Here is a 22313-nt window from a genome sequence, read left to right as displayed (position 1 = left end):
AAAAGAAATTTCACTAAAGATCACAAAAAAGCGGACAATTACATAAAGATTCCCTTAACATAACTCCATTTTTCTTTTTGTAACTTTGCCTGCTAACCCTCGACTAACAGTATATGGAGCACAATTACGATGTAGATAGCCCTATCATCCAACTTGTTAGCTTTAATAAGTTGCTGGAACACTATGACCAGCAGGCGAAGAGTAAGGACAAACATTTGGCCGAAAGAGCCAAATATGTCCTAGAGGCTCAAGCACCATACCCTGAGTTGAGGGAAGGGTTTAACGACCTTGCCTTGTTGGAAAAGTACAAGGATGTGATCAGCATTATCCTGGCCGATACATTTGCTCCCGTGCTTACTCAAAATGAGATTAAAACCGCCACCACCCCATTTGAAAATGTGGTGTTCAATTCTTCAGAGCGGTTTCAAAATATTATCAAGGATGCCGGCGAGGGTTTTGAGCTTAAAATCCGAAATATGCCCATGGACCTCAATTACATCATGAAGTGTACCGTGGTGTTGAGCTTTTATTATGGCTTCAAGATGGATTTTAGAAGGCCCTTGTTCTATGATATTCCAGATGCCAGTGGAATAATGAGGCACTATAGAATTCTGTATAATGCAGATTTTATGGAAATCATTCCTACGGAAAAAACTAGGGACCTTACCCAAAAGGATGTAAACGAATTGCTGGAGAACTTTGATAACGTGGAGCTTTGGAAAGAAAAAATTCCACCAAATAGTTTCATTTCCAAAGGTTTTGTCATTTCCAACATGTTCGATGTTACTGCGGAGCATTCCATTTCTGAGATAAAATCCACATTGATTGGGGGAGACAAGAGGGCCAAGGACGATTTCATGGAAAATTTTCAGGATACCTTTAGGTCACTCTTCAATTTGAAAAAAATAAAGGTTGGTTTTACCGCTTATGATTCCAATGCCAACCAGTTTTTAAAAGTCCATGGCAAGGGTATTGAAAGTTATATCCTAAACGGAAAGGAAATGGAATCTTGTGATACTATGCTCTGCGATTATTCCAAAGGCAAATTATTTCAGGAGCACAACTATTTTGCTATTTCCAACATAGAAAAATACCATGAAAGAAGTGAAGGTGGGCAACCGTACAAAAACCTGTATGATCAAGGTTTTAAGAGTGCTATCCTTGCTCCAATTTCAGATAATGGCAATCTATTGGGTGTGTTGGAGCTGGTTTCAACCACCATTAACGAACTCAATAGCGTAAATGCCAACAAGTTGGAGGATGTTATGCCTTTTATTGTATCAGCAGTTCTCAGGTCTATTGAGGAAGAAGAAAACCTTGTAGATGCCATAATCCAGCACGAATGTACTTCGGTACACTCTTCCGTATATTGGAAATTTCAGGAGGAAGCCAAAAGATTTATGGCTGACGAGCTTATGGGCAACCAGCCTGTATTCAGGGAAATTGTCTTCAAGGATGTATTTCCGCTTTACGGACAAGTAGATATTAAAGAGTCTTCCAAGCAGCGAAACATTTCCATTCAGCGAGATTTAATGATTCAGCTTTCCGAGATTAATGGAGTATTGGAAAAGGCCGTAGAAAAGTATAAACTTCCTATCTATGAGGAACTCATGTTCAGGGTCAACTTATATCTAGATGAAGTCAAGGATGCCCTGTACACCCATACGGAACAATCGGTATTCGATTTTGTCCGTGAGGAAGTCAATCCAATATTCAAACATCTGAAGAGAGAGGATAAGGAGCTCAAGGCACAGATAGCGGAATACGAAGCAAAGATTGACGAGACAACCGAGTCTTACTATGATCATAGAAGAAACTATGACAATAGCGTAATGGAAGCCAATATGCAGTTGGCCTCTTTGTTGGACAGAAAGCAGGTTGAGGCCCAAGATATGTTCCCACACTATTTTGAACGTTATAAGACTGACGGAGTAGAACACAACATGTACATTGGAAGCTCTATTGCCAATGATAGAATTTTTGATGAACTCTACCTGAATAATCTTAGATTATGGCAACTCCAGGTCATGTGCGACATGGAAAACAAGTATTACGAGCTAAAACCGAAGCTTCCCGTAAAGTTTGATGTTGCCTCTTTGATTTTGGTGTATAGTACCGCCATGTCCATTAGGTTTAGAATGGACGAAAAACGCTTTGATGTAGACGGAACCTATAATGCCAGGTACGAAATCATTAAAAAGCGAATAGACAAATCCCATATCAAAGGAACAAAGGAGAGGTTGACGCAAAAAGGGAAGCTATCCATTGTGTATTCATCACGAAAAGATGAGCGAGAGTACATGCGCTACATCCAGTTCTTAAAATCAAAAGGGTACTTTACCAATAATATTGAAATCCTTGAACTTGAAGGCTTGCAGGGCGTGAGTGGACTAAAGGCCATCCGAGCTGAAATACTTTACGGTAAGGATAAAAAGTCTAAACGTTCCTATACGTATGAGGACTTAATGGAGGAAATCAAGGCGTAATCAGAAAGCGAGCCTTTCCGGGCCAAAAAATCGAAAGGCAATACCAAAAGCAATCACAGAAACGATCATTCCTACCATAAAGATGTTGTAGGTCAATCGTAGAATTTTGTATTTCCTATTGAGGACCAATCCCAAAAAGTAAAGGTCTTTGGTAAGTGAGGAGTATACGTAATCCTTGTCCTTGACCAACTCTTGCAAGGCCCACTCGTAGTCTTCGAGGTTCATTTTATGAAAATTGCCAAAAAACAAAAGGTTTACATTTTTTTGCTCAACATCCTCCTTGGTGAACTTTCCACTGGTCACATTAGGTCTGGTCGCCAGAATGGACAATACCATGGAAACCACACTGAACAAGATGAAAATTACAGTGGGATAAATTAGATAGGTGTTGGAAGGGTTGTCCAATTTTGGAATTAAATTGGCTAGCACCAACGAAATGATTATTGCATTGACTGACAAAAGTATGTTGGCCTTGGTGTCCGCTATGTCACTTAATTTTAAGTGGTTTTTAAGTGTAACCCTATAAAGGGTCTGAACGCTTCTATCTGGACTTTCACTCTTATACTTTGCTTTTAGCGCTTCCTTTTTGGCAATCTCTTTTTCGGTCTTTTTTTCCTTTACCAGTTGTTTCAGGTTCCGATCTTTTCCTTCTTCCCAATTCTCTTTGGCAAAGTCCGTATAGAACCTATGTTCATCCCTGAACATTTTAATGTTCTCGTCCCTCCATTCCTTATTGGTGTATTTGGCTATACCCAATTGCTCAAGCTCCTCCTTTAAAAAATCGGTGGTTTCCCAATAACTTTTCTTTGCAAAATGGGAAGTGTCCGCATCCCTAATGATTTCCTCGGACAAATTGGTTGGTTCGTGATATCTTTGGGTAGCCAAAATATAAGAACAGATGGCGTCTATTTTGGCAGAGTCGTAACCATTTTCCTTAAGGAAAGAAGTTGCAATTTGGCAACCGGCCTCCTCATGTTTGTCAATGCTCCTGGCATAACCCGTGTCATGGAACCATGCTGCTAAAAGTAGCATTTCGTTCTCATCATCCCCCAGGTTATAGAAATTGAGCATTTCTTTAGTACTTTTAACTACGCGCTGGGTATGTCGCAAATTGTGGTAAAGGAATTTTGGATCTAATTGCCCCTCCAAAAATTCCGTCACGTAAGATTCAGTTTTTTCAACAATTTCCGACATAGATAGTACTTTGAACCATCCAAAATACAAAATTTTGGAATCAACCTTATGGATATGAAGAAACATTACTTTTTTGTGTTATTGTTGGCATTGATGACGGGTTGTGCTACCTATGAAGCCAAATACGCAGCTTCTGTAGATCAATCGGTAACACCTGGTGATAAAGAAGTGGAACATACATTTTACTTGATAGGAGATGCAGGTAAATCACCAGTTGGAGATTTGAACCCGACCCTCAAGAAGTTCAAACAACGACTATCCAAAGCAAACAAGAACAGTACTGCAATTTTTTTGGGAGACAACATCTATCCCGCTGGTTTTCCAGATAAAGAGGAAGATCCTAATGGCCACAATTTGGCCAAAAACCATTTGGACGCTCAGCTAAAGACCCTTGAGGACTTTTCTGGACAGACGGTTTTTATTCCTGGGAACCATGATTGGTATGCAAATGGTTTAAAGGGTTTGGAACGTCAAGAAAAGTATATTCAAAAAGCTTTGGACAGTAAGGAGGTTTTTCTTCCAGATAATGGATGCCCCTTGGAAAAAATTGAAATTGGGGAGGATATCATCGTAATTGCAATAGATACAGAATGGTACTTGACCAATTGGGACAAGCACCCCACCATGAACGATGATTGTGAAATCAAGGATCGAACACGCTTTTTTGAAGAGTTGGAGAGCCTGATCAAAAAGAATGTCCATAAAACCACCATTATTGCCATGCACCATCCCGTGTTCACGTATGGTTCGCATGGTGGGCACTATTCCTTCAAGCAGCACATTTTCCCCAACGGAGGCAGCGTGCCTATGCCAGTTTTGGGCTCTGTGGCAAATATTTTGAGGAGAACCGCTGGCGTATCCATTGAGGATCAACAGAGCAAGGTTTATAACCGATTGAAGAATAGGATTGTTACCCTGGCCCAATTCTCCAACAAGGCAATCCTAGTATCCGGGCATGAGCATACTTTACAATATATTGTTGAAAAGAATACCCCTCAGATAGTAAGTGGTGCTGGGGCAAAGACTGGTGCTACACGATTACTAAATGGGAGCAAGTTTTCTACTGGAAAATCAGGGTATGCCGTAATGAAGGTTTTCAAAGATGGATCGTCCCATGTGAGCTTTTATGGCACTGATTCCAATGAGGAACTATTGTTTCAGACGCAGGTCCTGGCTCCCAATCCACAAAATAGGAACACTAGTTATCCAGATGAATTCCCTCCCTTTATAACTGCATCTGTTTATTCCGAAGATGAAGTAGAGAAAAGCGGGTTCCACAAGTGGCTATGGGGAGAACGTTATAGAAAATACTACGGGACTAAAGTAAAAGCGCCAACAGTTCTTTTGGATACTTTGTATGGGGGACTTTCGGTGGTGAGAAAGGGAGGAGGAAACCAATCCAATTCCTTGCGGTTGAGAGCCAAGGATGGCAGGCAATTTGTAATGAGAGACCTTAGAAAGAGTGCCGAAAGATATTTGCAGGCCATTGCCTTTCAAGAACGGTATATCATTGGAAAATTTGAGGATACCTATCCAGAAAAATTGCTTTTGGATCTTTATACTGGGGCCCATCCCTATGCACCATTCACGCTAGCTCCACTTTCTGATGCAATCGGTCTTTACCATACAAATCCAAAGTTGTTCTATGTTCCCAAGCAAAATGCCTTGGGAGACTTTAATGGGGAATTTGGTAATGAATTGGTTATGATTGAAGAACATGTGTCCGAGGGTCATGATATAGAGAGTTTTGGAAGAACTGAGGACATTGAGAGTACGTATGACCTGATTCAAAAGTTCAGAAAGGATGAAAAGTATACGTTAGATCAAGATGCCTATGTAAAAGCTAGACTTTTTGATATGTTGATTGGGGATTGGGACCGTCATGTAGATCAATGGCGATGGGCAGAGTTTGATGGAGAGGATGGAAAAAAAATCTATCGTCCTATCCCAAGAGATCGGGACCAGGCCTATTCATTGTGGGGAGATGGTCTTATTCTTGGATTTGGCTCGAGGGCGGTTCCCGCGCTACAAATATTTGAAGGATTTGGAGAGGAAATCCGCGACTTAAAGGGTTTTACGTCCTCACCAAGGACTTTTGCTTTGGACATGGCCATATTGTCCGAAACAAGTTTGGAGCAGTGGATGGAACAGGCCAGGTTTATTCAACAGCATATAACTGAAGCGGTAATTGACAATGCCCTTTCCAATTTTCCAGAGGAAGTTCAGGATGAAACCGTGGATATCATCAAAAAGAAGCTGTTATCCAGGAAAAGTAAATTGGAGGAGACCGCCAGGGAATATTTTAGCGTCATAAACAAGTACAGTGTCATCACGGGAACGGACAAGGATGATTATTTTCATGTTACGTCGCATGCAAATGGTGATTTGGAAGTTAAAGTGTATCGAATTAAAGGAGGGGAGAAGTCAGATCTTTTCTTTGATAAGGTATACCAGCCTGGATTCACCAAGGAAGTTTGGATTTACGGATTGGATGACGATGATGTTTTTGATGTCAGCACAAACACATCAAAAATTAAAGTTAGACTGGTTGGAGGCCAAAATAATGATGTGTACAAGATTGCTGAAGGCTCCAAAAAAGTCCATACCTATGATTTTAAAACCAAAAAAAATACCTACGATGAAGCTTTTGGAGGAAATATCCATAGAATTAACGATTATGATACCAATACCTATGAATTTCTCAAGGTAAAAGCTAGCAACAACCAATTTTTACCTACAATTGGCTTTAATCCTGATGACGGATTTAGGATGGGCGCTACCGACACCTATACCCTAAACGGGTTTAGGCAAAATCCTTTTACACAACAGCATACCTTTAATGCTGCTTATTATTTTGCCACTAGTGGGTTCGATTTTGGTTACACTGGGGAATTTGCCAACCTTTTAGAGGGAGTTAATCTACAAGTTACTGCTAGGTACACCAGTCCAAACTATGCGATCAACTTTTTTGGATTTGGAAATGAAACGGAGAACAATGATGATGAGCTGGATTTGGATTTCAACAGAGTTAGGCTGAGAACAGTAAGCTTTGCACCTTCATTGGTATGGAGGGGATATTTAGGTTCAATGGTACGCTTGGGGGTGTCCTATGAAAGCATTGAAGTTGAAGAGACAGAGGATAGGTTTATCAACGAGTTTTATGTTGAAAATGGGCAGGAAAATAACCAAAGCTTCTTTGGAGTGGATGCAGAATACAACTTTGCAAACACGGATAACGATGCCTATCCTACCCTTGGAATGGAATTCTCTTTACATGGAGGATACAAGACCAACATTTCAGAATCGGGAAGAGCTTTTGGCTATTTAATTCCAAGTTTGTCAATAAATCACAGGTTAAGTTCTAATGGAAGAGTGGTTTTGGCTACCAAGATAAAAGGGCATATGAATTTTGGTGATGACTTTGAGTTTTATCAGGGAGCAAGTCTCGGAGCTAATAACGGTCTTCGAGGATTCCGTTTTCAGCGGTTTACAGGGAAGTCCGCATTTTATCAGAACACTGATCTACGGTTAAGTTTTAGAAGACAGAAAACAGGGATTTTACCGGTTACTCCAGGAATTTTTGGAGGATTTGATTATGGAAGGGTATGGTTTCCAGGAGATGATTCAGAAAAGTGGCACAACTCCTACGGAGGCGGCTTTTTCATGAATGGAGCAGGAATTATTTCGGCCAACCTCGGATTGTTCAATAGCACAGATGGACTACGGTTTGCCTTTGGGCTTGGTTTCGGTTTTTGATTTTTTCTTCAAACTATAGGAATAAAGATTTCGGCCTGTACCCCTGTTTTCCTCATCGGCAATAAGCAAGGTGTTATCGTCCAAAAAACAAATAGATTCGGTTTGGGTTCTGGTCTTTAGATCGACCAGTTCAGCACTTGCCTTGGAAAAATCAGATAACTCGAAATCGGTGACTAGAAAGACCATGCCATAGGTAAGTAGTGCAATTGTTTTTCCATTTGAAGAAATGTCTGCCCCGGTGACAGAACACAGACTTGCGTTTTTGCAAAGCACCATAGATCCTAGATACTCTGCATCATATTCCCCCTTCTTATCCGGAACCCTATAGATCAATGTGCGACCCGAATAAGGTCTGGTTCTGTTTTTGGTAAATAGATAGAGCGAATCGTTCCAGTGAAAAAAGGCTTCGGTATCAAAAAGTAGGCTGTCCTTTTTTGGGGGAAATTTATGTTGCTGCGGGTATTTGAACTTAATTTTTTTGGCAGCCGGCTCTTTCTTATGCAGTTGGGAACTATCTATTTTGTAAATCACAAGATTTTTTCTCGCATTGTTATTGTTCCCAAAATCCCCAATGTAGAGGTTGCCCTTCTTGTCCAGGGTTAAATCTTCCCAATCTTCGTTTTTGGCATGGTGTATTTTGTATTCATTTGAAACTTGGGCCTTTTTGTCCACCTTAAATATTTTGTCCTTGTTGCCACTGTCTTGAATTACCCAAAAAGTACTACCATCGGTTTCCATTCCAGACACTTCCTTTAATCTGGAAGGAAACTTTCCCAAAAAATCCAAGTCGCCATGTTGGGATTGCCCGCACCCCTCAAGAAAGAACAAGACTGTCAATATGAAGCAGAACTTATTCATTGGGTTCTTTAATGGGCAAGTATATTTCAGCTTTCCAGTTGAGCTCGTCAGCACCCACATGAGGATTGTTATGAAAGACTTCTACCGGGGTGTTTTCTACCTCAATATTGTTCTTTTTGGCATAGTCCATCAAGGCATACCAAGCTCGGTCCGAGGTAATGTAATTTCCATTGTATATGGCCTTCAGGGCCTTCTTGGAGAAAATTCGTTTGTACTCAATATCAGTGCCAATAGGAAGTTTTTCAGAACGTATTATGGGCTGGCCAAAATTGTAATACAAACTATCGTTCTGCATGTCCCATTTGGTCACTTCCACAATGGGAAGGCCATCTAACTGTGCTCCCCGACTTATTAGCTCACCGGTTAGATAAGAGAAATTTTTCATCATACCTCCTGCCTTCTGAAATTGCGTAACCTTAACTGGAATGTAGGCAATGTATTTGGAAGGAATTTCTTCCTCTCCAACAATGGTGACCTTAAATTTCTTTGTATGTTCCCGAAGATTTTCCATAAAATCCAAAACGGTGCGCCTGGACCTCTTTTCAAAATTCGTATCCCCAAATGGAATATTTATCTTGTTTTTGAGACTATGGTCTTCATCTGAAATACGAACCGTAACCTTTGAAGTGGAATCTGTTAAGGGTTCAATGCTCCAATGATAGTGATGAATGGAATCTCCGAATTTCAACTTTTGCTCCAAATGGTATAAATCGCCCTGCTGTTCAATATTTGATACGGTTTCCACACTTTGGTCCCACAACTTTAAAGTTTGATTTATGGCCCCCGGAAAGGTACTCGCCTGAAACCGAACAATATAATCGGAAGGTTTCAGAAATAGGTACCAAATGAGTCCGCCAACAACTAAGAAAAGGACGGCATAAATGACTTTCTTCATTTACTAATTTTATTGTGTTTGGGTGGTTGTGGACATACTTAAATTATCAACCACAAATTTACCAAGATCTCTCCCTTGCTTTACGCCAATTTCAACCGCAGCTCTGTAATGGATACCACCGTACATTCTGCTGATGGCGGCTTCATCAGCTGCTTCATAAAAAGATGTAAACGAACGGACAGGAAGTCCATAGGGTACCTCAGTATCATCATCAAAAGCAAAATCACTTCCAAAAATGCTGGTCAAAGCTACCGATGCAGCGCCTGAAACCACACTATGTCCGCTAGTGTATTCCGGAAAGGGAGGTGTTTGCAACACAGGCTCCCAGCTATCGTCTATATGTTCATTGATCAATGTTTCTGGCCTGATAAGATTACTACGGTATTTTTCATCCCAACAGCTTATGAAAGCATCTGCAATGGCAATTGAGGTTTTGGTATAGGCATAAACGGTCTTGTCGAAATCGGAATCTGTTTTTTTTGTGGCTATTTTGGCTATGCCGATCCAGTGTGCGCCAGGGGTAATTTTTTTTGTTGCAAACATTAAATGGCCCCGTGTAACCGAAACATAAGGATTGCAATCCCAAAATTTTGCAATTTCCACTTCTTCCGATTCGTCTCCTTTAGCGGTGATTTCATTACTGATATCATAGACCTCTCTGACTTCTTTGTAGAAATCTGAGCCTTCCTCCATAGAAAAGGGTGGTGGTGGAGTTGGTTTAAATTGAGCCGCCGAATCAATTACAAATGCTCTTATTTTGCTCCAGTGTGGTTCAATGCCGTCCATATAAGAAGGAGGTGTGGGCTGCCATCTAGATGGGTCTTCCGAATTAACCGTAAACTTGGGCATTGTTCGGGTCTGTTTGTAATTATCCTTATCCATCCATTGGGCAATATGTTCCGAGACCTGAAGGCCATACTTCTTGGAGATAGCAAACTCATTTTCATTCATGTCTTCCCAAATAGTGTATAGGCTGTCACGGTACGAGTTAATCCGATCTTCGGAAAATATCAACCTCCTGTTCATGTCAATATGGGCTATTAATGCCGCTAGTTCATAGTTTAGGTTTTCAGCGGTTTCAGGGTCTGGAATTCCGCTAAGTTCCTTCAACTGATTTTGAAGAGATTGATATCCTTCATTTTTCTTGGCCAAAATCTCATATGCAGCAATGTTTGGATAAGCATATATTCTACTGGCTACGGGCGGGGAGAAAATATCATGAATCATAACCTCGGTGACCTTGTCCACGGAACCGTGGTAATCATCCGGGGTAATTACAATGGGTTCATTTGCTTTTTGGCATGAGACGGTGATCAACAACACCATACATAGTAATGCTCCAACTTTTTTCATCGTATTTCTTTTTAATCAGTTTAGTATTTGATAGGTTTCGGCGGCCGCATCGTTGAAAACTGCGAGCAAATAGCTCGCTGAATCGATTTTCAATATATGCAGGTGCCGTAAAGACTTTTGGGTAAAATTCAACCCAAGTTGGTTTCCTAAAATTATATTTTTCTCGGATTTAATCAACGCTCCGGGAAAGGAATCGAATCGTCCGTGATAGGGTTTCACTCCAAAGTAATTACCTCCCGCCAAGACCTCTGTTTTTCCGTCCCCATCAAAATCATGAGTTACAAACGCCATTATAGGGGCTACCTGCAACTCATTTTTGAACGGGACAAAGCTAAAGCTTCCATTGTTGTTTTGGAGATAGCCAGATTGCAAAGTATTTATTTCCAGAAGGTCTGCTTTGGCCAATTTCTCTTTCCCAAAAACCTCGTCAACCGTTTTGCCCGCAAAGGAGGTATAGGTGTTAAAACTTTTGCGCAAAAACACCATTTGGGCAGACAATGCATCCAACCCTTCAAGGGGATAATACTTTCCATTTTTTGGTAGGGCAATGACCGTTTCCGTCTGTCCATTTTTATCAAAGTCATCTACATACATTTTGACAGGCTGCTTTTGTGTAGCATTGAACTTTGAATTTGTTCCCCAGTTTCCAAGTAAATAGTCCTGATCACCATCTCCATCTATATCGAAAGGATGAATAGCTTGCCATAGACCGGTAATTGCCAAAGAGGCAGTCTTCCTAAAGGTGCCCTTATCATTTTTAAGGAAGATGGGCGACATCCATTCCCCAACAACTATTAGATCGGTCTGTCCGTCCCCATCAAAATCACTCCAAACCGCATCAGTGACCATTCCTTTTACTGCGGCAAAGGATGGGTTTATTGAAAACTCCCCATTTGTATTTTCCAAAAGCATGGAAGGGACAGTTTTGCCAAACTTTCCTGTCTCCGTGTGTCCCCCAATGAAAAGGTCCAGATCACCATCATTATCATAATCATAAGGTTTTACCACAGATGCGTTCTGAAATATTTCAGGAAATGCTCGAAGGGAATACGCCGAATCTGTTTTTACCAGATATGTGTCCGTTAGGGCCTTAGATTGCCCTAAAAAATCACCACCTCCTGAGGTCAATATGATATCATTTTTGTTGTCTCCATTAAAATCGGCGATACTGGCAGAGACTTGCTCTTTTATTGCTTCCTCAGAAATCTCGGGATATTCCTGTTCAGCAAAAGTACTGTCCTGGCGGATGAAAACCTTTACAGGAATAAATTTGGAGCCGCCAAAAAGCAAATCGTCTTTTCCATCTTCATTTAGATCGCCCACAGCCAATGCAGGACCCCTGTCGGAGACTTTATAGGGAATCAGTTTTTCCCGATTAAAATCCAGATAATTGTCTTCAACATGGGTGAATTGAATTCCAAGATTTCCATCAACTGCTTTAAACATTGGAGATGTGGAATTCTCTTGGTTGGGATAGGTATAGGTCTTTGGGTTTTCAGGAGTAATCGATAATTCTTGGTTTGCTTCAATATTCCGTAATACTTGAAAAGTATTATCTGGCCATACCACTTTTAAAGAATCTACTTTGGTTGCCTCACCAAGCCCTAAATGGATTATGGGTTGCGATGAAGCTTGGAATCCACGTGCGGTAAAAAGTTCTTTATATTGAAGTGTGCCGTTGGTATAAGCGTAGACTTTGCTTCCAATACCATGGGTGTTGCCATTATTGGGTCTAAGTTTAATTTTTAGGTAATTGGCACTTTCATTGGTTTTGTTCTCATAAATCGTGGCAGGAGCGTTTAGATTGTTGGTCACCAGATCCAAGTCACCATCATTGTCTAAATCCCCATAAGCCGATGCACCAGAGATGAGCATTTCTTGCGAGATCCATTGGGTAGAGACATCTTCAAAAGTCAAATCGTTTTTCCCCTTAAAAATATAGTTGGCACTCATTCCTGTCGGCATCATGTCCAAGGCCTGCTGATCTACCAATTTTGTGTTGTTGATTTTATTTTGGATTTGATTGCTGGATATGAATTTGATGAAATCCAAATCATTTGGTCTCTTGGGAATACCGTTGGCCACAAAAAGATCTTGTTCTCCATCTTGATCAAAATCTCCAAAAAGAGAGGACCAACTCCAATCCGTTGCAGCTATCCCACTCATGAGCGCCGTTTCAATAAACCTACCATCTGGTTGGTTGACATGGAGCATGTTTCTGGTGAACTGATAGTGATATCCGTATTCTTTTATTCGCAGTTTTTGGGTTTGAATGTTATCATCTCCTTCAGATGCTTTAAGGGGAATTTCCTCGTCAGGAAGCATATCAAGGGAAATTAGGTCGGGCAGTCCGTCGTGATTGATATCCGCAACATCATTACCCATAGAAAAACGGCTGGTATGACCAAAATACGTACGAAGGCTTTCCGTGAAAGTGCCATCTCCGTTATTCAAATAGTAATAATCGTCCTCGTGAAAATCGTTCCCGACATAGATGTCAGGGTAACCATCAACGTTAAGGTCGGAAACGGCCAATCCCAATCCGTACCCATTTATTCCTCCATAGATGCTTGCTTCCTCGCTTACGTCAACAAATTTTCCATTGTCGTTTCTAAGTAGCTTATCTCCGGTTTCATAATTTCTTCTGAGCCTGAGGTCTGCCTTGCCATAAGATTCGGAGGTGTGTACAGCATGATTCAAAAGATAAAGGTCCAAATCACCATCCAAATCATAATCGAAGAAGTTGGCAGAGGAACTGTATGAATCAAAATCCAATCCGTATGCTGCTGCTTTTTCGGAGAATGTTCCATCTTGATTATTGATATAGAGCTCGTTGTGTCCCCCAAAACCATTGATTCCAACTACGGCGCAAACATAAATGTCCAACCAGCCATCACCGTTAACATCGGCCATTACTGCACCGGTGTTCCAACTACTGTTGCCACCCACGCCGGAATTTGAGGTGATATCTTCGAATTTGAGGTTTCCTTTGTTCAAATAGAGTTTGTTCTTTACCTGATTGCCTGAGAAGAAGATATCGACCAGCCCGTCATTGTCAATATCACCAATTGCCACACCTCCACCATTGTAGAAATATAGGTAGTCCAAAATATTCAAGTCGTCTGATTCCGTCAGGGTATTGGTAAAATCCACCCCTGTCTTTTCAGCGGAAAGTGTATTAAAACGTGTTCCTCCTTTTTGACAGGAATACGAAAGTAACACCACAAAGAGGAGTATGAATGGTCTATTCATCAATGGCAAATATTTTTGGTTTTCCATCATTAATGGCAGCTACAATGAACTGTTTCCCATTTTTATCCTTAATCAACCCTAAGTGCTTTACTTCTTCTCTGATAAAAAAGCCACTTTCATCATAATTGGTCCATTCAAAGTTAAATGCTCCGTCTCCGAGAAGTACATTTCCGTAGTTACCATCCAACCTGGAGAACTGTGGTTTAAATTCAAAGTTGTTCCCAGCCATGATCAAATCCAGATTACCGTCCTTATTTACATCTGCACAGGCAATTCCGCAGATACAACTGAACTGCGCCCTAGCTGGAAGCCTTTTAATAGTGAATTTTCCTCCACCTTCATTGATGGCGATTACAGAAGATGAAATAGAACTTTGCTTCACAATGGATTGTTCCATGATTTCGGTTGGGAAAAGCTCTTGAATACTGCGTCTGGCGTAATCTGAAGCCTTTAAATTTTGCTTTTTTAGCGAAACAAGCTGTCCCGTCAGTTCTTTTTTCTGATGAATGGGATAATCCTTGCCATTTTTATGCAATGTCACGATTTGTTCAATGGTTCCGTTATTATCAAAATCATTGATCCATAGTTTCATGGGGTGTCCTTCTTCTGGTCTGTAGTGGAGGTTTTCACCTTGGTTACCAAGAATAAGGTCCAAGTCACCATCTTTGTCCAAATCTTTAGCTTCAACTGTGTTCCACCAGCCATGAAGACTGTCTAGGGAGCTATCTATTTTTGAAATTCTTCTTCCAGAGTTTTTGTAGATTTTTGGCGTTCCCCATTCCGTAACCGTAATGAGATCTTCTTTTTGGTCTCCATCTAAATCGGCCCATATTGCTTTGGTGACCATTCCTTCATTTTTTAGGTCATAACCACGACGTTCGGTAACATCCACAAATACGCCGTCCCGGTTTTCAAGAAACATATGGTTTGGGTCTAAACCGTATATCCCCACAACACTTCTTGATCCTATGAACACGTCTGGATCTCCGTCTTGATCAAAATCGGTAGGGGAGATAGTGGAAACATTTTTAAAAGTGGAGGGTAAAAGCTGTCCTGAAGCAGAAAAGTTTCCTTTTCCATCGTTCAGATATAATCGTGTCCTGTATTGTTGTTCCTGAGCAAATTCATTTCCACCAGATCCTACCATTAAGTCCAAATCCCCATCACCATCAGCATCTAAAAAGGCAGCAGCAGTATCTTCAAAGTTTTGATCATTTTCAAAAATACGTTGCCTGCTGAGGGAAAACTTTCCATTTCCATTGTGTTTGTAGATGAAACCGGCACTTCCTTTGGCACCACCGACAAAGATATCTTCATTTCCATCTCCGTTGATGTCTCCAACAGCCAAGGCCGGCCCCTCTTGGGAAAGCTTTTTGTAGATAAGGCCTTCATAATCAAAATCGTTGTAGCTGTTTTCTTTGTGTTCGGTAAAACTTGTGTTACTGACTTCCGTTAAAAGAGGGGAAACTGTTGATGCACCCAATCCAGGAATGTAGGTTTCTGTAGCTTCTTCCTGTTTTAATGTTATAAGTTGATTGGAATTTACATTGGTAAGCAGCACAGTTTTGTCGTTAGGGTATACCACTCTGATGGAGTCCAGTTTTTGATGTTTACCCAGGCCAAGGGTCATGGTATAATCAATAGAGGATTGAAAGCCTCGTGAGGGAATCAATTCTTGATTAATAATGTTGTCCCCAAAATAGAATTTAACCAATGCTCCTACCGCGAACGGGTTTTGATCTTCGCCAATGAGCTTAAGTTGAACATAATTGTTGTCGAGGTTGTTGGCGTTGTTTCGATACACAAAGGTTTCGGTGTTGACATTGTTAATGACCAAATCCAAGTCGCCATCGTTGTCCAAATCCGCATAAGCAGCTCCATTGGAACGCGTAGGTAGTTCAAAGCCCCATTCCTTGTTCGCATTTTTAAATGTAATGTCCCCGTTGTTTTTGTAGGCGTAGTTGGGTTGAGGTTTTATTGGCATCTTACTGATAATGGAGTCTATGGACTCTTTTTTTCCGGTAAGTGCCATTTTTTGTATAATCTCGTTGGCAAAGAAATCCACAAAATCTAAATCTGTCAGGTCATGATTGATGCCGTTGGTCACAAAAATATCTTTGAGCCCATCATTATCCATATCGAACATAAGTCCCGCCCAACTCCAATCGGTTGCATCTATACCGCTATAGTAAGCTACTTCGGAAAAGGAGCCGTTGCCATTGTTCAATTGCAGCGTGTTTTGGATATACTGCTGGTAGAAATCTTTGCTTTGCTTCAAATCGAAGATATTATACCCTTCAAATTCCATAACAGATTTTACACGCTCTTCAGGTTCTGGGAGCATATCGGTGATAAAAATATCATTGTACCCGTCGTTGTTGATATCCGCTATATCAATACCCATTGCGGAAAGACTTAAATGAGAAGTATAGTTCTTTATTTCTTCAGTGAACGTACCATCTTTTTGGTTGATGTAAAGGTAGTCCCGCTCGTAAAAATCGTTTGATACATAAATATCCGGGTAGGAGTCCTCATTGATGTCGGTGACCAAAACTCCCAAGCCAAAACCGATGAGACTGCCATAAATGCCCGCATCCTCACTAACATCAACAAATTTTCCATTGTCGTTTCGCAGAAGCATATCACCCACGCCCCTGAAAATATGGGGGACTCCTTCCCAATCTTGGGCACGAACCTCGCGTTGCTCTGCATATCCTAAACTGCTTACAGGAATGTTGCTGTTGTTCAAAATATAGGCATCCAAATCCCCGTCTTTGTCATAATCAAAAAATGAGGCATGGGTTGAGAAACCTGTTTTGGCCAAATTATATTCATGCGCTTTTTCGGTAAAAGTTAAATCCCCATTGTTGATGTAGAGGTCATTGTCGTGATTGTTTCCTTCTAAATTTCCCGCATTACTAACATAAATGTCCAAAAGTCCATCAGCATTGATGTCGACCATAACTACACCTGTGGACCATGGTTTGTTGCCTCCAACACCAGCTTTTTCAGTAATATCTTCGAAAGTAAGATTACCCTTGTTTAAATAGAGCTTGTTTGGTTCCATGTTACCGGTGAGGTAAATATCCACCAGCCCGTCATTGTTGATATCTCCGAGGGCGACTCCACCTCCATTGTAAAAATTACGATACTTGAAAATATTGAAGTCTTTCTGGTTTTCTACCTTGTTGACGAAAGTAACTCCAGATTCTTCAGGGGTTAGAAGCGTAAAAAGTGTTTGCTTCGATGCTTCATTTTCCTTTTGCTTCTCTTCATTGTTACATGACGAAAAAAGCAAAAGTATAGCGATTGTCATTGATGCAAATTCTTTCATTTTTGATCTTGTTTTTGTTGTAGTACGGTTAATCTTTGATTGTTTCGACCAATCAAATAGCGAGTCTGGCCTTTTGTGTTTATTTTTTTTACGGTTCTGGAAACACCATTTAATCCAACCGAATGGTTGGCATTCCATATGAAACCACCTTTGGTATTATTTTCTAGAATTAATCCATGAAAAGCGTCTTGTCTGCCCAATTGAGTGTTAATGTGGTAATTGTTCCCAATAATCAATAAGTCTGCGTATCCATCTTTGTTGAAATCATCCACCATAATGTCGTTGGTCTGGGATGCTTGTGCTATCACTGGCATGGAATGTTTTTTGAACACACCCTGTCCGTTGTTTTTGAAGTATGCTGTTTCCAGTTCATAAACATATTTCTGGTCTGCATCCTTCAATTGTTCATTTCCAAATAGATTTTGTAACGATGCCTGGGCAAATTTTTTATAGGAAAGGAATTCTTTGTTCAGTTGTGGTATTTGTTTGGTCAGCTCATCTTTGGAGGCAAATGGTGTTTCAATGCCCTGATAATAGTAGGTGACCAGAGGCTCCACGGACCCGTTTCCATCGAAATCATTTCTATATAAAGTGATTGGTTGCTCCAACGAAGCTTTAAACTTGGTATTCAAGCCCCAGTTCCCACAAACCAAATCGAGGTCTCCATCCTTATCAAAATCATTCACGTGAACCGAGTTCCACCAACCATTGGTGTCTTTCAATCCGTTGTTTTCCTGTAATCTTAATTGGGAGCCATCATGTATAAAAATAGAAATGGGAATCCAATGCCCAACTACAACCAAGTCTTGTCTGCCATCAGCGTTGATATCCACGCACTCTATTGCTTTTATATTGCCGAAATACTCTAGTTGAGGTGCCAGTTTTTTGGTCTGATCTTCAAAATTTCCGCGACCATCATTAATGAGGAGATATTGTTTTGGTGTTTTTCCAAATGCTCCGGGAACTCGATCAGAAACAATATAGATGTCCAAATCTCCGTCCTGATCAAAGTCTACGGTCTTGATCATTGAGGCATTGGTTTCAATACTTTTGAAAGCATTTTGCTTTGGCTTAAGAACTCCATTTCTATTTATATAGAGAATGGGCTGTAATGGTTTCCCTATTGTAAATTCGTTGCCTCCACTTGCAACCAATAGATCTTTGATGCCGTCACCATCAGCATCAAAAAGGACGCTTGCTGTTACTTCGTTGGTTTTTGAAGGTGAAAAATCAGTGGCTTCATCTTTTTGAAATTCTCCTTGAGAGGTTTGATGGAATATAGAATTGCTTTGTCCTTTGGCTCCTCCCACAAAAATGTCTTCCAGACCATCTCCATTTAAATCGCCAACTGAAATGCTGGGGCCTTCATTAGAGTTCGCATAGGGGATTAGGGGTTCTCTATCAAAATCTAAAGAAAACTGTTCATCATGAGTAAAATCTACAAGTGTGTCGTTAACGGCCCATAGCTGTGTTCGATTTGCCTTATTCGGAGTTTTAAAGGTGGCATTCTTATACGAGACTTTTAGTAGTGTATCTGTGGCGACTTCTGTCAACGTCTGAAGCTTACCATCAGGCCAAATAATTTTTACTGAATCCAATTCAGCTACTTTTCCTAAACCAAGGTGGATGTTGAGAGGTAATGATGAAAGGTAACTCTGATGAGGAAAATTTTCACTTTGAAATATTCTAGTGCCGGTAAAGACAACTGCTTTAACACCGATACCTGAGGTGTTTTGAGAGGGGCCTTCAAAGCCGAACTTTATATAGTTGTTTTCATTAGATTGATTTTCTAAAATCGATGCCACCTCGTTTACATTATTAACTATAATGTCCAGATCACCGTCGTTATCCAAATCGGCATATACACATCCATTGCTAAAGCTCGGTTTGCTTTTGAACCATGTTTCGGTGACATTTTCAAACGAAAGGTCCCCATTGTTCTTAAAAAAGTAATTGGGCACTTTCTTTTCGGGGATTTCCTGAACCAAGGGCAAATCCGTTTTTTTCATGCCCGCATCGATACGGCGCTGAATATCTTCATTGGCAATGAAGTTCATGTAATCCATATCGTTGGTGGCGCCTTTGATACCATTTGATATGAATATGTCCTTGTAACCATCCGAGTCAAAATCAGCGGCCAATGCACTCCATGACCATTCTGATGCGGAAATGCCACTCAAAGAGCCAATTTCTGAAAAATGGGTGCCATCTAGGTTGAGCAAGAAGGTATTTTGCATGTATTGGGGTGCATATCCATTTCTGAGGTACTGTTGGTATATTGGAAAAGCATACTCAAGTCCGGAGGTTTTGTAGGTTTCCATGTCTTCCGGTAGCATGTCCAGGGAGATGATGTCCAGAAGGCCATCGTTGTTCATGTCGGCTATGGTATTTCCCATAGAAAAATGGGTGGTGTGCCCCAACTTTTCATTATCCTTGGAGATTACTTCTTCAAAAGTTCCGTCTTTTTGGTTGATATACAGATAGTCATTTTCGAAAAAATCATTGCCCACATAAATGTCGGGATATTGGTCGTTATTTACATCCCCGATGGATAGTCCAAGCCCGTATCCGGATTTTCCTTGGAAGATTCCGGCATTTTGGCTGACATCAACGTATCGCCCCTGTTGATTTTGATATAGAATATCACCGGAAATGGAATCGCGTTGTTTGCGTTGAGAACCTCTACCGTAGGTTCTGTTCGGATGCACGGAATGGTTCATCAAATACATGTCCAAATCCCCATCTAGGTCATAATCGAAAAAAGAAGCTTTGGTGCTCAATCCAGAAAAATCCAGACCATAGGCTTCCGCTTGCTCTTTAAAGATGGGAATACCGTCAGCATTTACACCTTGGTTGATGTACAATAAATTCTTTCCTTGAAGCGAGCGATACCCTGAGGCTTTACATATATAAAGATCCAAAAGACCGTCATTGTTTATGTCTACATGGCTTACTCCGGTTGACCAGCTATTGGAGACGGCTATTCCTGCTTGTTCCGTAACCTTTTTAAATTTCATTTGTCCAAGGTTGAGGTATAGTTCATCTTGAACCTGGTTTCCTGTGAAGAAAAGGTCAACAAGGCCATCATTGTTAAAGTCAGCAGCAGCCACTCCAGCACCATTATAATAATATAAATATGTTAAGATGTTTAGCTCGGGAGTGTTGGTCAATTTATTTTGAAAGTCAATATGGGTCTGTTCAGCAGAAAGGTCTGTGAATAGGGCAGGAGACTTTTTTTGACAAGCAATAAAAAGAAAACAAATTATGATGACTATGAGATTTTCCCTTTTCATAGAGAAGCTATGTATGTGGGTGAAGATAGGTAAACCAAGAAAAAGAATAAAGCAAATGAAGGAGAGAAGACTGATCATTAACTTTTGATTAATCTTTCAAAGGAATATGGTTCCCTTCATGTGAAGAAATCTAGTGTTTTGGCATGAAAAAGTGATATAATGAAGATGATATTTTCGTGGTTTTGCAACTATTTACTAGTAACTATAAATGATAAGAGCCTGTTCAAACGAACAGGCTCTTACTATTAAATAATATAATATGAGAAGTATTTCTTAGTATCCTGGGTTCTGAACTAAGTTAGGGTTAGCCAAAACTTGTGGTAGTGGAATAGGGAACAACAATCTCGTGTCGTTACCGGTTTCCGTTCCACCTTTAAACTCCCATCCTCTTAGGTATTGACCAAAACGAATCATATCGTTACGTCTCCAACCTTCAATGAAAAGTTCTCTAGCTCTTTCATCCAAAAGTTCAGCTTCACCTACAGTTCCTAGTGGAGTAGCACCACGTACTGCACGAAGTTCATTGACCAAAGCTGTCGGGTCACCGCCACTGCGCATTTGAGCCTCTGCTTTCATCAAGTGAGCATCAGAGTATCTGAACTGAACACTGTGGTTTGTGAAACCTCCGTAACGTGGGGTATACTTCAATACACGGATACCGGTTTTCTCGTCATTGTTGATTAGGTTTGCATTTCCGTCACCATCAACAAATTCTCTTGAGAAGAACAATGGGTTACCTTGTCTGTCTTCTATGATAGATCCATCAGGACCATATTGTTGTCCCATTAGGAAACCAAATCCAATGTTAGATCCATCAGCGATGCCATCATTGTTATTGTCTACTGTTCCATCGGCACCAGCTGGCTCTCCTTCAAGAGGAACAAAACCTCTACGTTCTTCTTGTCCGCTTCCTGGGTGGTTGCTGTTTGGGTCACCTTCAAAAAGGTCGTAGAACTCAGCCAACGTACTGAAACCGTTCCAACCACCAGCTTGCTCAGGAGTGGTCAAGTTATAGTGTAGTCCGTTCCAAATACGGTTTCCTACACCTGTTTCTGCCCACCAAATGGTTTCGTTATCATCGGTATTTCTAAAAAGATCAAAGTATCCGGCCTGCAAGGCAAAACCGTCAGCAGCTATTTCGTCAACCAATGATATCACAGAGGCCATGTCTGCTCCATTTGGAGTTCCACCACCACCAGTAAGCTGGGTGTCATAAATATGACGATTCAAAAGTACTTTAGCTTTTAAAAACCTAGCTGATGCTTTACAAGCTCTGTTCAACTGTCCACCGTTTCCGGCAGCAACAGTTGGCAATTCCTGAATAGCGGCATCAAGGTCAGCTATAATAAAGTCTACAGCAGCTGCTCCAGTCAACACCTCAGGGATGGATATGGAAGGTAGCTGAGTATCTCTAAACGGAACCTGCCCGTATAGGTCAAGAATAGTCCACATGGAATAGGCTCGCATAAAGTGTGCCTGTCCTAAATCATCTGTTGACGCATTACTTCTGGTATCCAGAATTTGAGAAGCCAATAATTGGTTGGCGTTCCATTGGTCAAAAGGAGTGATGATGTCTGTTTCTTCCAATCCCCATTCGTGCTGGTGTAATTTTCTCCAACGTCCGTTATCACCCCAATCCGCACCACGGGTAGGGATTAACAACGCGTCTGTAGTGACTTCCCTTAACGCATAGGTGTTGGCCTGATCCCCTAAATTCCCGTTGGCGTTGTTGAACAACTGATCTACTGAGGATGAAGGGTTTTCTAGACCGTCAAAATCCGAGCTGATAAAGGAATCAGTCTCTTCAATCTCCAAATCCGTACAGGAAACAAGTCCCACTGCCGAAAGGAGGGTAATCGCATAAAGTTTAACTTGATTTCTTTTCATGATTC

Annotated in this window: 10 protein-coding genes; 2 read left to right on the top strand and 8 right to left on the bottom strand. The window is 40.9% G+C overall.

Annotated features, from left to right (window positions below):
* Positions 1 to 113: 113 nt before the first annotated feature.
* Complete coding sequence (locus DX873_RS08770) at positions 114 to 2486, top strand: GAF domain-containing protein (protein ID WP_116184082.1); 2373 nt, start codon at positions 114 to 116, stop codon at positions 2484 to 2486.
* On the opposite strand, the gene DX873_RS08765 is transcribed toward DX873_RS08770, so the two are convergent.
* Entirely contained in the window at positions 2487 to 3680 is a 1194-nt protein-coding gene (locus DX873_RS08765; protein WP_116184846.1) for a Pycsar system effector family protein, read from the bottom strand.
* 54 nt (positions 3681 to 3734) lie between these two features.
* Between DX873_RS08765 and DX873_RS08760 the strand changes: the two genes are divergently transcribed.
* Complete coding sequence (locus tag DX873_RS08760; protein ID WP_232520885.1) at positions 3735 to 7436, top strand: metallophosphoesterase; 3702 nt, start codon at positions 3735 to 3737, stop codon at positions 7434 to 7436.
* Here the strand turns inward: DX873_RS08760 and DX873_RS08755 are convergent.
* The 7 genes from DX873_RS08755 to DX873_RS08725 form a co-directional block, all read right to left on the bottom strand.
* On the bottom strand, positions 7401 to 8294 hold the full coding sequence (locus DX873_RS08755) for a hypothetical protein (protein ID WP_116184080.1): 894 nt from the start codon (positions 8292 to 8294) through the stop codon (positions 7401 to 7403). The two genes, DX873_RS08760 and DX873_RS08755, sit on opposite strands and share 36 nt — an antisense overlap.
* Positions 8287 to 9189, bottom strand: coding sequence for a GyrI-like domain-containing protein (locus DX873_RS08750; protein ID WP_116184079.1), 903 nt, complete (start codon positions 9187 to 9189; stop codon positions 8287 to 8289). Before DX873_RS08750 ends, DX873_RS08755 begins: the two co-directional genes overlap by 8 nt.
* Before the next feature lie 9 nt (positions 9190 to 9198).
* The gene (locus DX873_RS08745; RefSeq protein ID WP_116184078.1) at positions 9199 to 10542 is read right to left on the bottom strand and encodes a vanadium-dependent haloperoxidase; all 1344 of its coding nucleotides are present in this window, start codon (positions 10540 to 10542) and stop codon (positions 9199 to 9201) included.
* Positions 10543 to 10557: 15 nt separating this feature from the next.
* Positions 10558 to 13794: a VCBS repeat-containing protein gene (locus DX873_RS08740; RefSeq protein ID WP_116184845.1), complete on the bottom strand. Its 3237-nt coding sequence runs from the start codon at positions 13792 to 13794 to the stop codon at positions 10558 to 10560.
* Complete coding sequence (locus tag DX873_RS08735; protein WP_116184077.1) at positions 13787 to 17128, bottom strand: VCBS repeat-containing protein; 3342 nt, start codon at positions 17126 to 17128, stop codon at positions 13787 to 13789. The genes DX873_RS08740 and DX873_RS08735 overlap by 8 nt, the downstream gene beginning before the upstream one ends.
* Positions 17125 to 20421 (bottom strand): VCBS repeat-containing protein, encoded by a 3297-nt coding sequence (locus DX873_RS08730; RefSeq protein WP_116184076.1) that lies wholly within the window; start codon positions 20419 to 20421, stop codon positions 17125 to 17127. Before DX873_RS08730 ends, DX873_RS08735 begins: the two co-directional genes overlap by 4 nt.
* A 273-nt stretch (positions 20422 to 20694) precedes the next feature.
* Positions 20695 to 22308 carry a RagB/SusD family nutrient uptake outer membrane protein gene (locus DX873_RS08725; protein WP_116184075.1) on the bottom strand — a complete coding sequence of 538 codons (1614 nt, stop codon included), beginning with the start codon at positions 22306 to 22308 and terminating at the stop codon, positions 20695 to 20697.
* Positions 22309 to 22313: the final 5 nt, after the last annotated feature.

The sequence above is a fragment of the Flagellimonas nanhaiensis genome (assembly GCF_003382275.1).
Lineage (GTDB): Bacteria > Bacteroidota > Bacteroidia > Flavobacteriales > Flavobacteriaceae > Flagellimonas > Flagellimonas nanhaiensis.
Note: the sequence above shows the minus strand (reverse complement) of the source record. Positions and strands in the feature narration are given on the sequence as shown.

Bases quoted from the DNA above. Each gene is read 5' to 3' on its own strand.
- DX873_RS08770 (WP_116184082.1), top strand. From the start codon at position 114: ATGGAGCACAATTACGATGTAGATAGCCCTATCATCCAACTTGTTAGC.
- DX873_RS08765 (WP_116184846.1), bottom strand. From the start codon at position 3,680: ATGTCGGAAATTGTTGAAAAAACTGAATCTTACGTGACGGAATTTTTG.
- DX873_RS08760 (WP_232520885.1), top strand. From the start codon at position 3,735: ATGAAGAAACATTACTTTTTTGTGTTATTGTTGGCATTGATGACGGGT.
- DX873_RS08755 (WP_116184080.1), bottom strand. From the start codon at position 8,294: ATGAATAAGTTCTGCTTCATATTGACAGTCTTGTTCTTTCTTGAGGGG.
- DX873_RS08750 (WP_116184079.1), bottom strand. From the start codon at position 9,189: ATGAAGAAAGTCATTTATGCCGTCCTTTTCTTAGTTGTTGGCGGACTC.
- DX873_RS08745 (WP_116184078.1), bottom strand. From the start codon at position 10,542: ATGAAAAAAGTTGGAGCATTACTATGTATGGTGTTGTTGATCACCGTC.
- DX873_RS08740 (WP_116184845.1), bottom strand. From the start codon at position 13,794: ATGAATAGACCATTCATACTCCTCTTTGTGGTGTTACTTTCGTATTCC.
- DX873_RS08735 (WP_116184077.1), bottom strand. From the start codon at position 17,128: ATGAAAGAATTTGCATCAATGACAATCGCTATACTTTTGCTTTTTTCG.
- DX873_RS08730 (WP_116184076.1), bottom strand. From the start codon at position 20,421: ATGAAAAGGGAAAATCTCATAGTCATCATAATTTGTTTTCTTTTTATT.
- DX873_RS08725 (WP_116184075.1), bottom strand. From the start codon at position 22,308: ATGAAAAGAAATCAAGTTAAACTTTATGCGATTACCCTCCTTTCGGCA.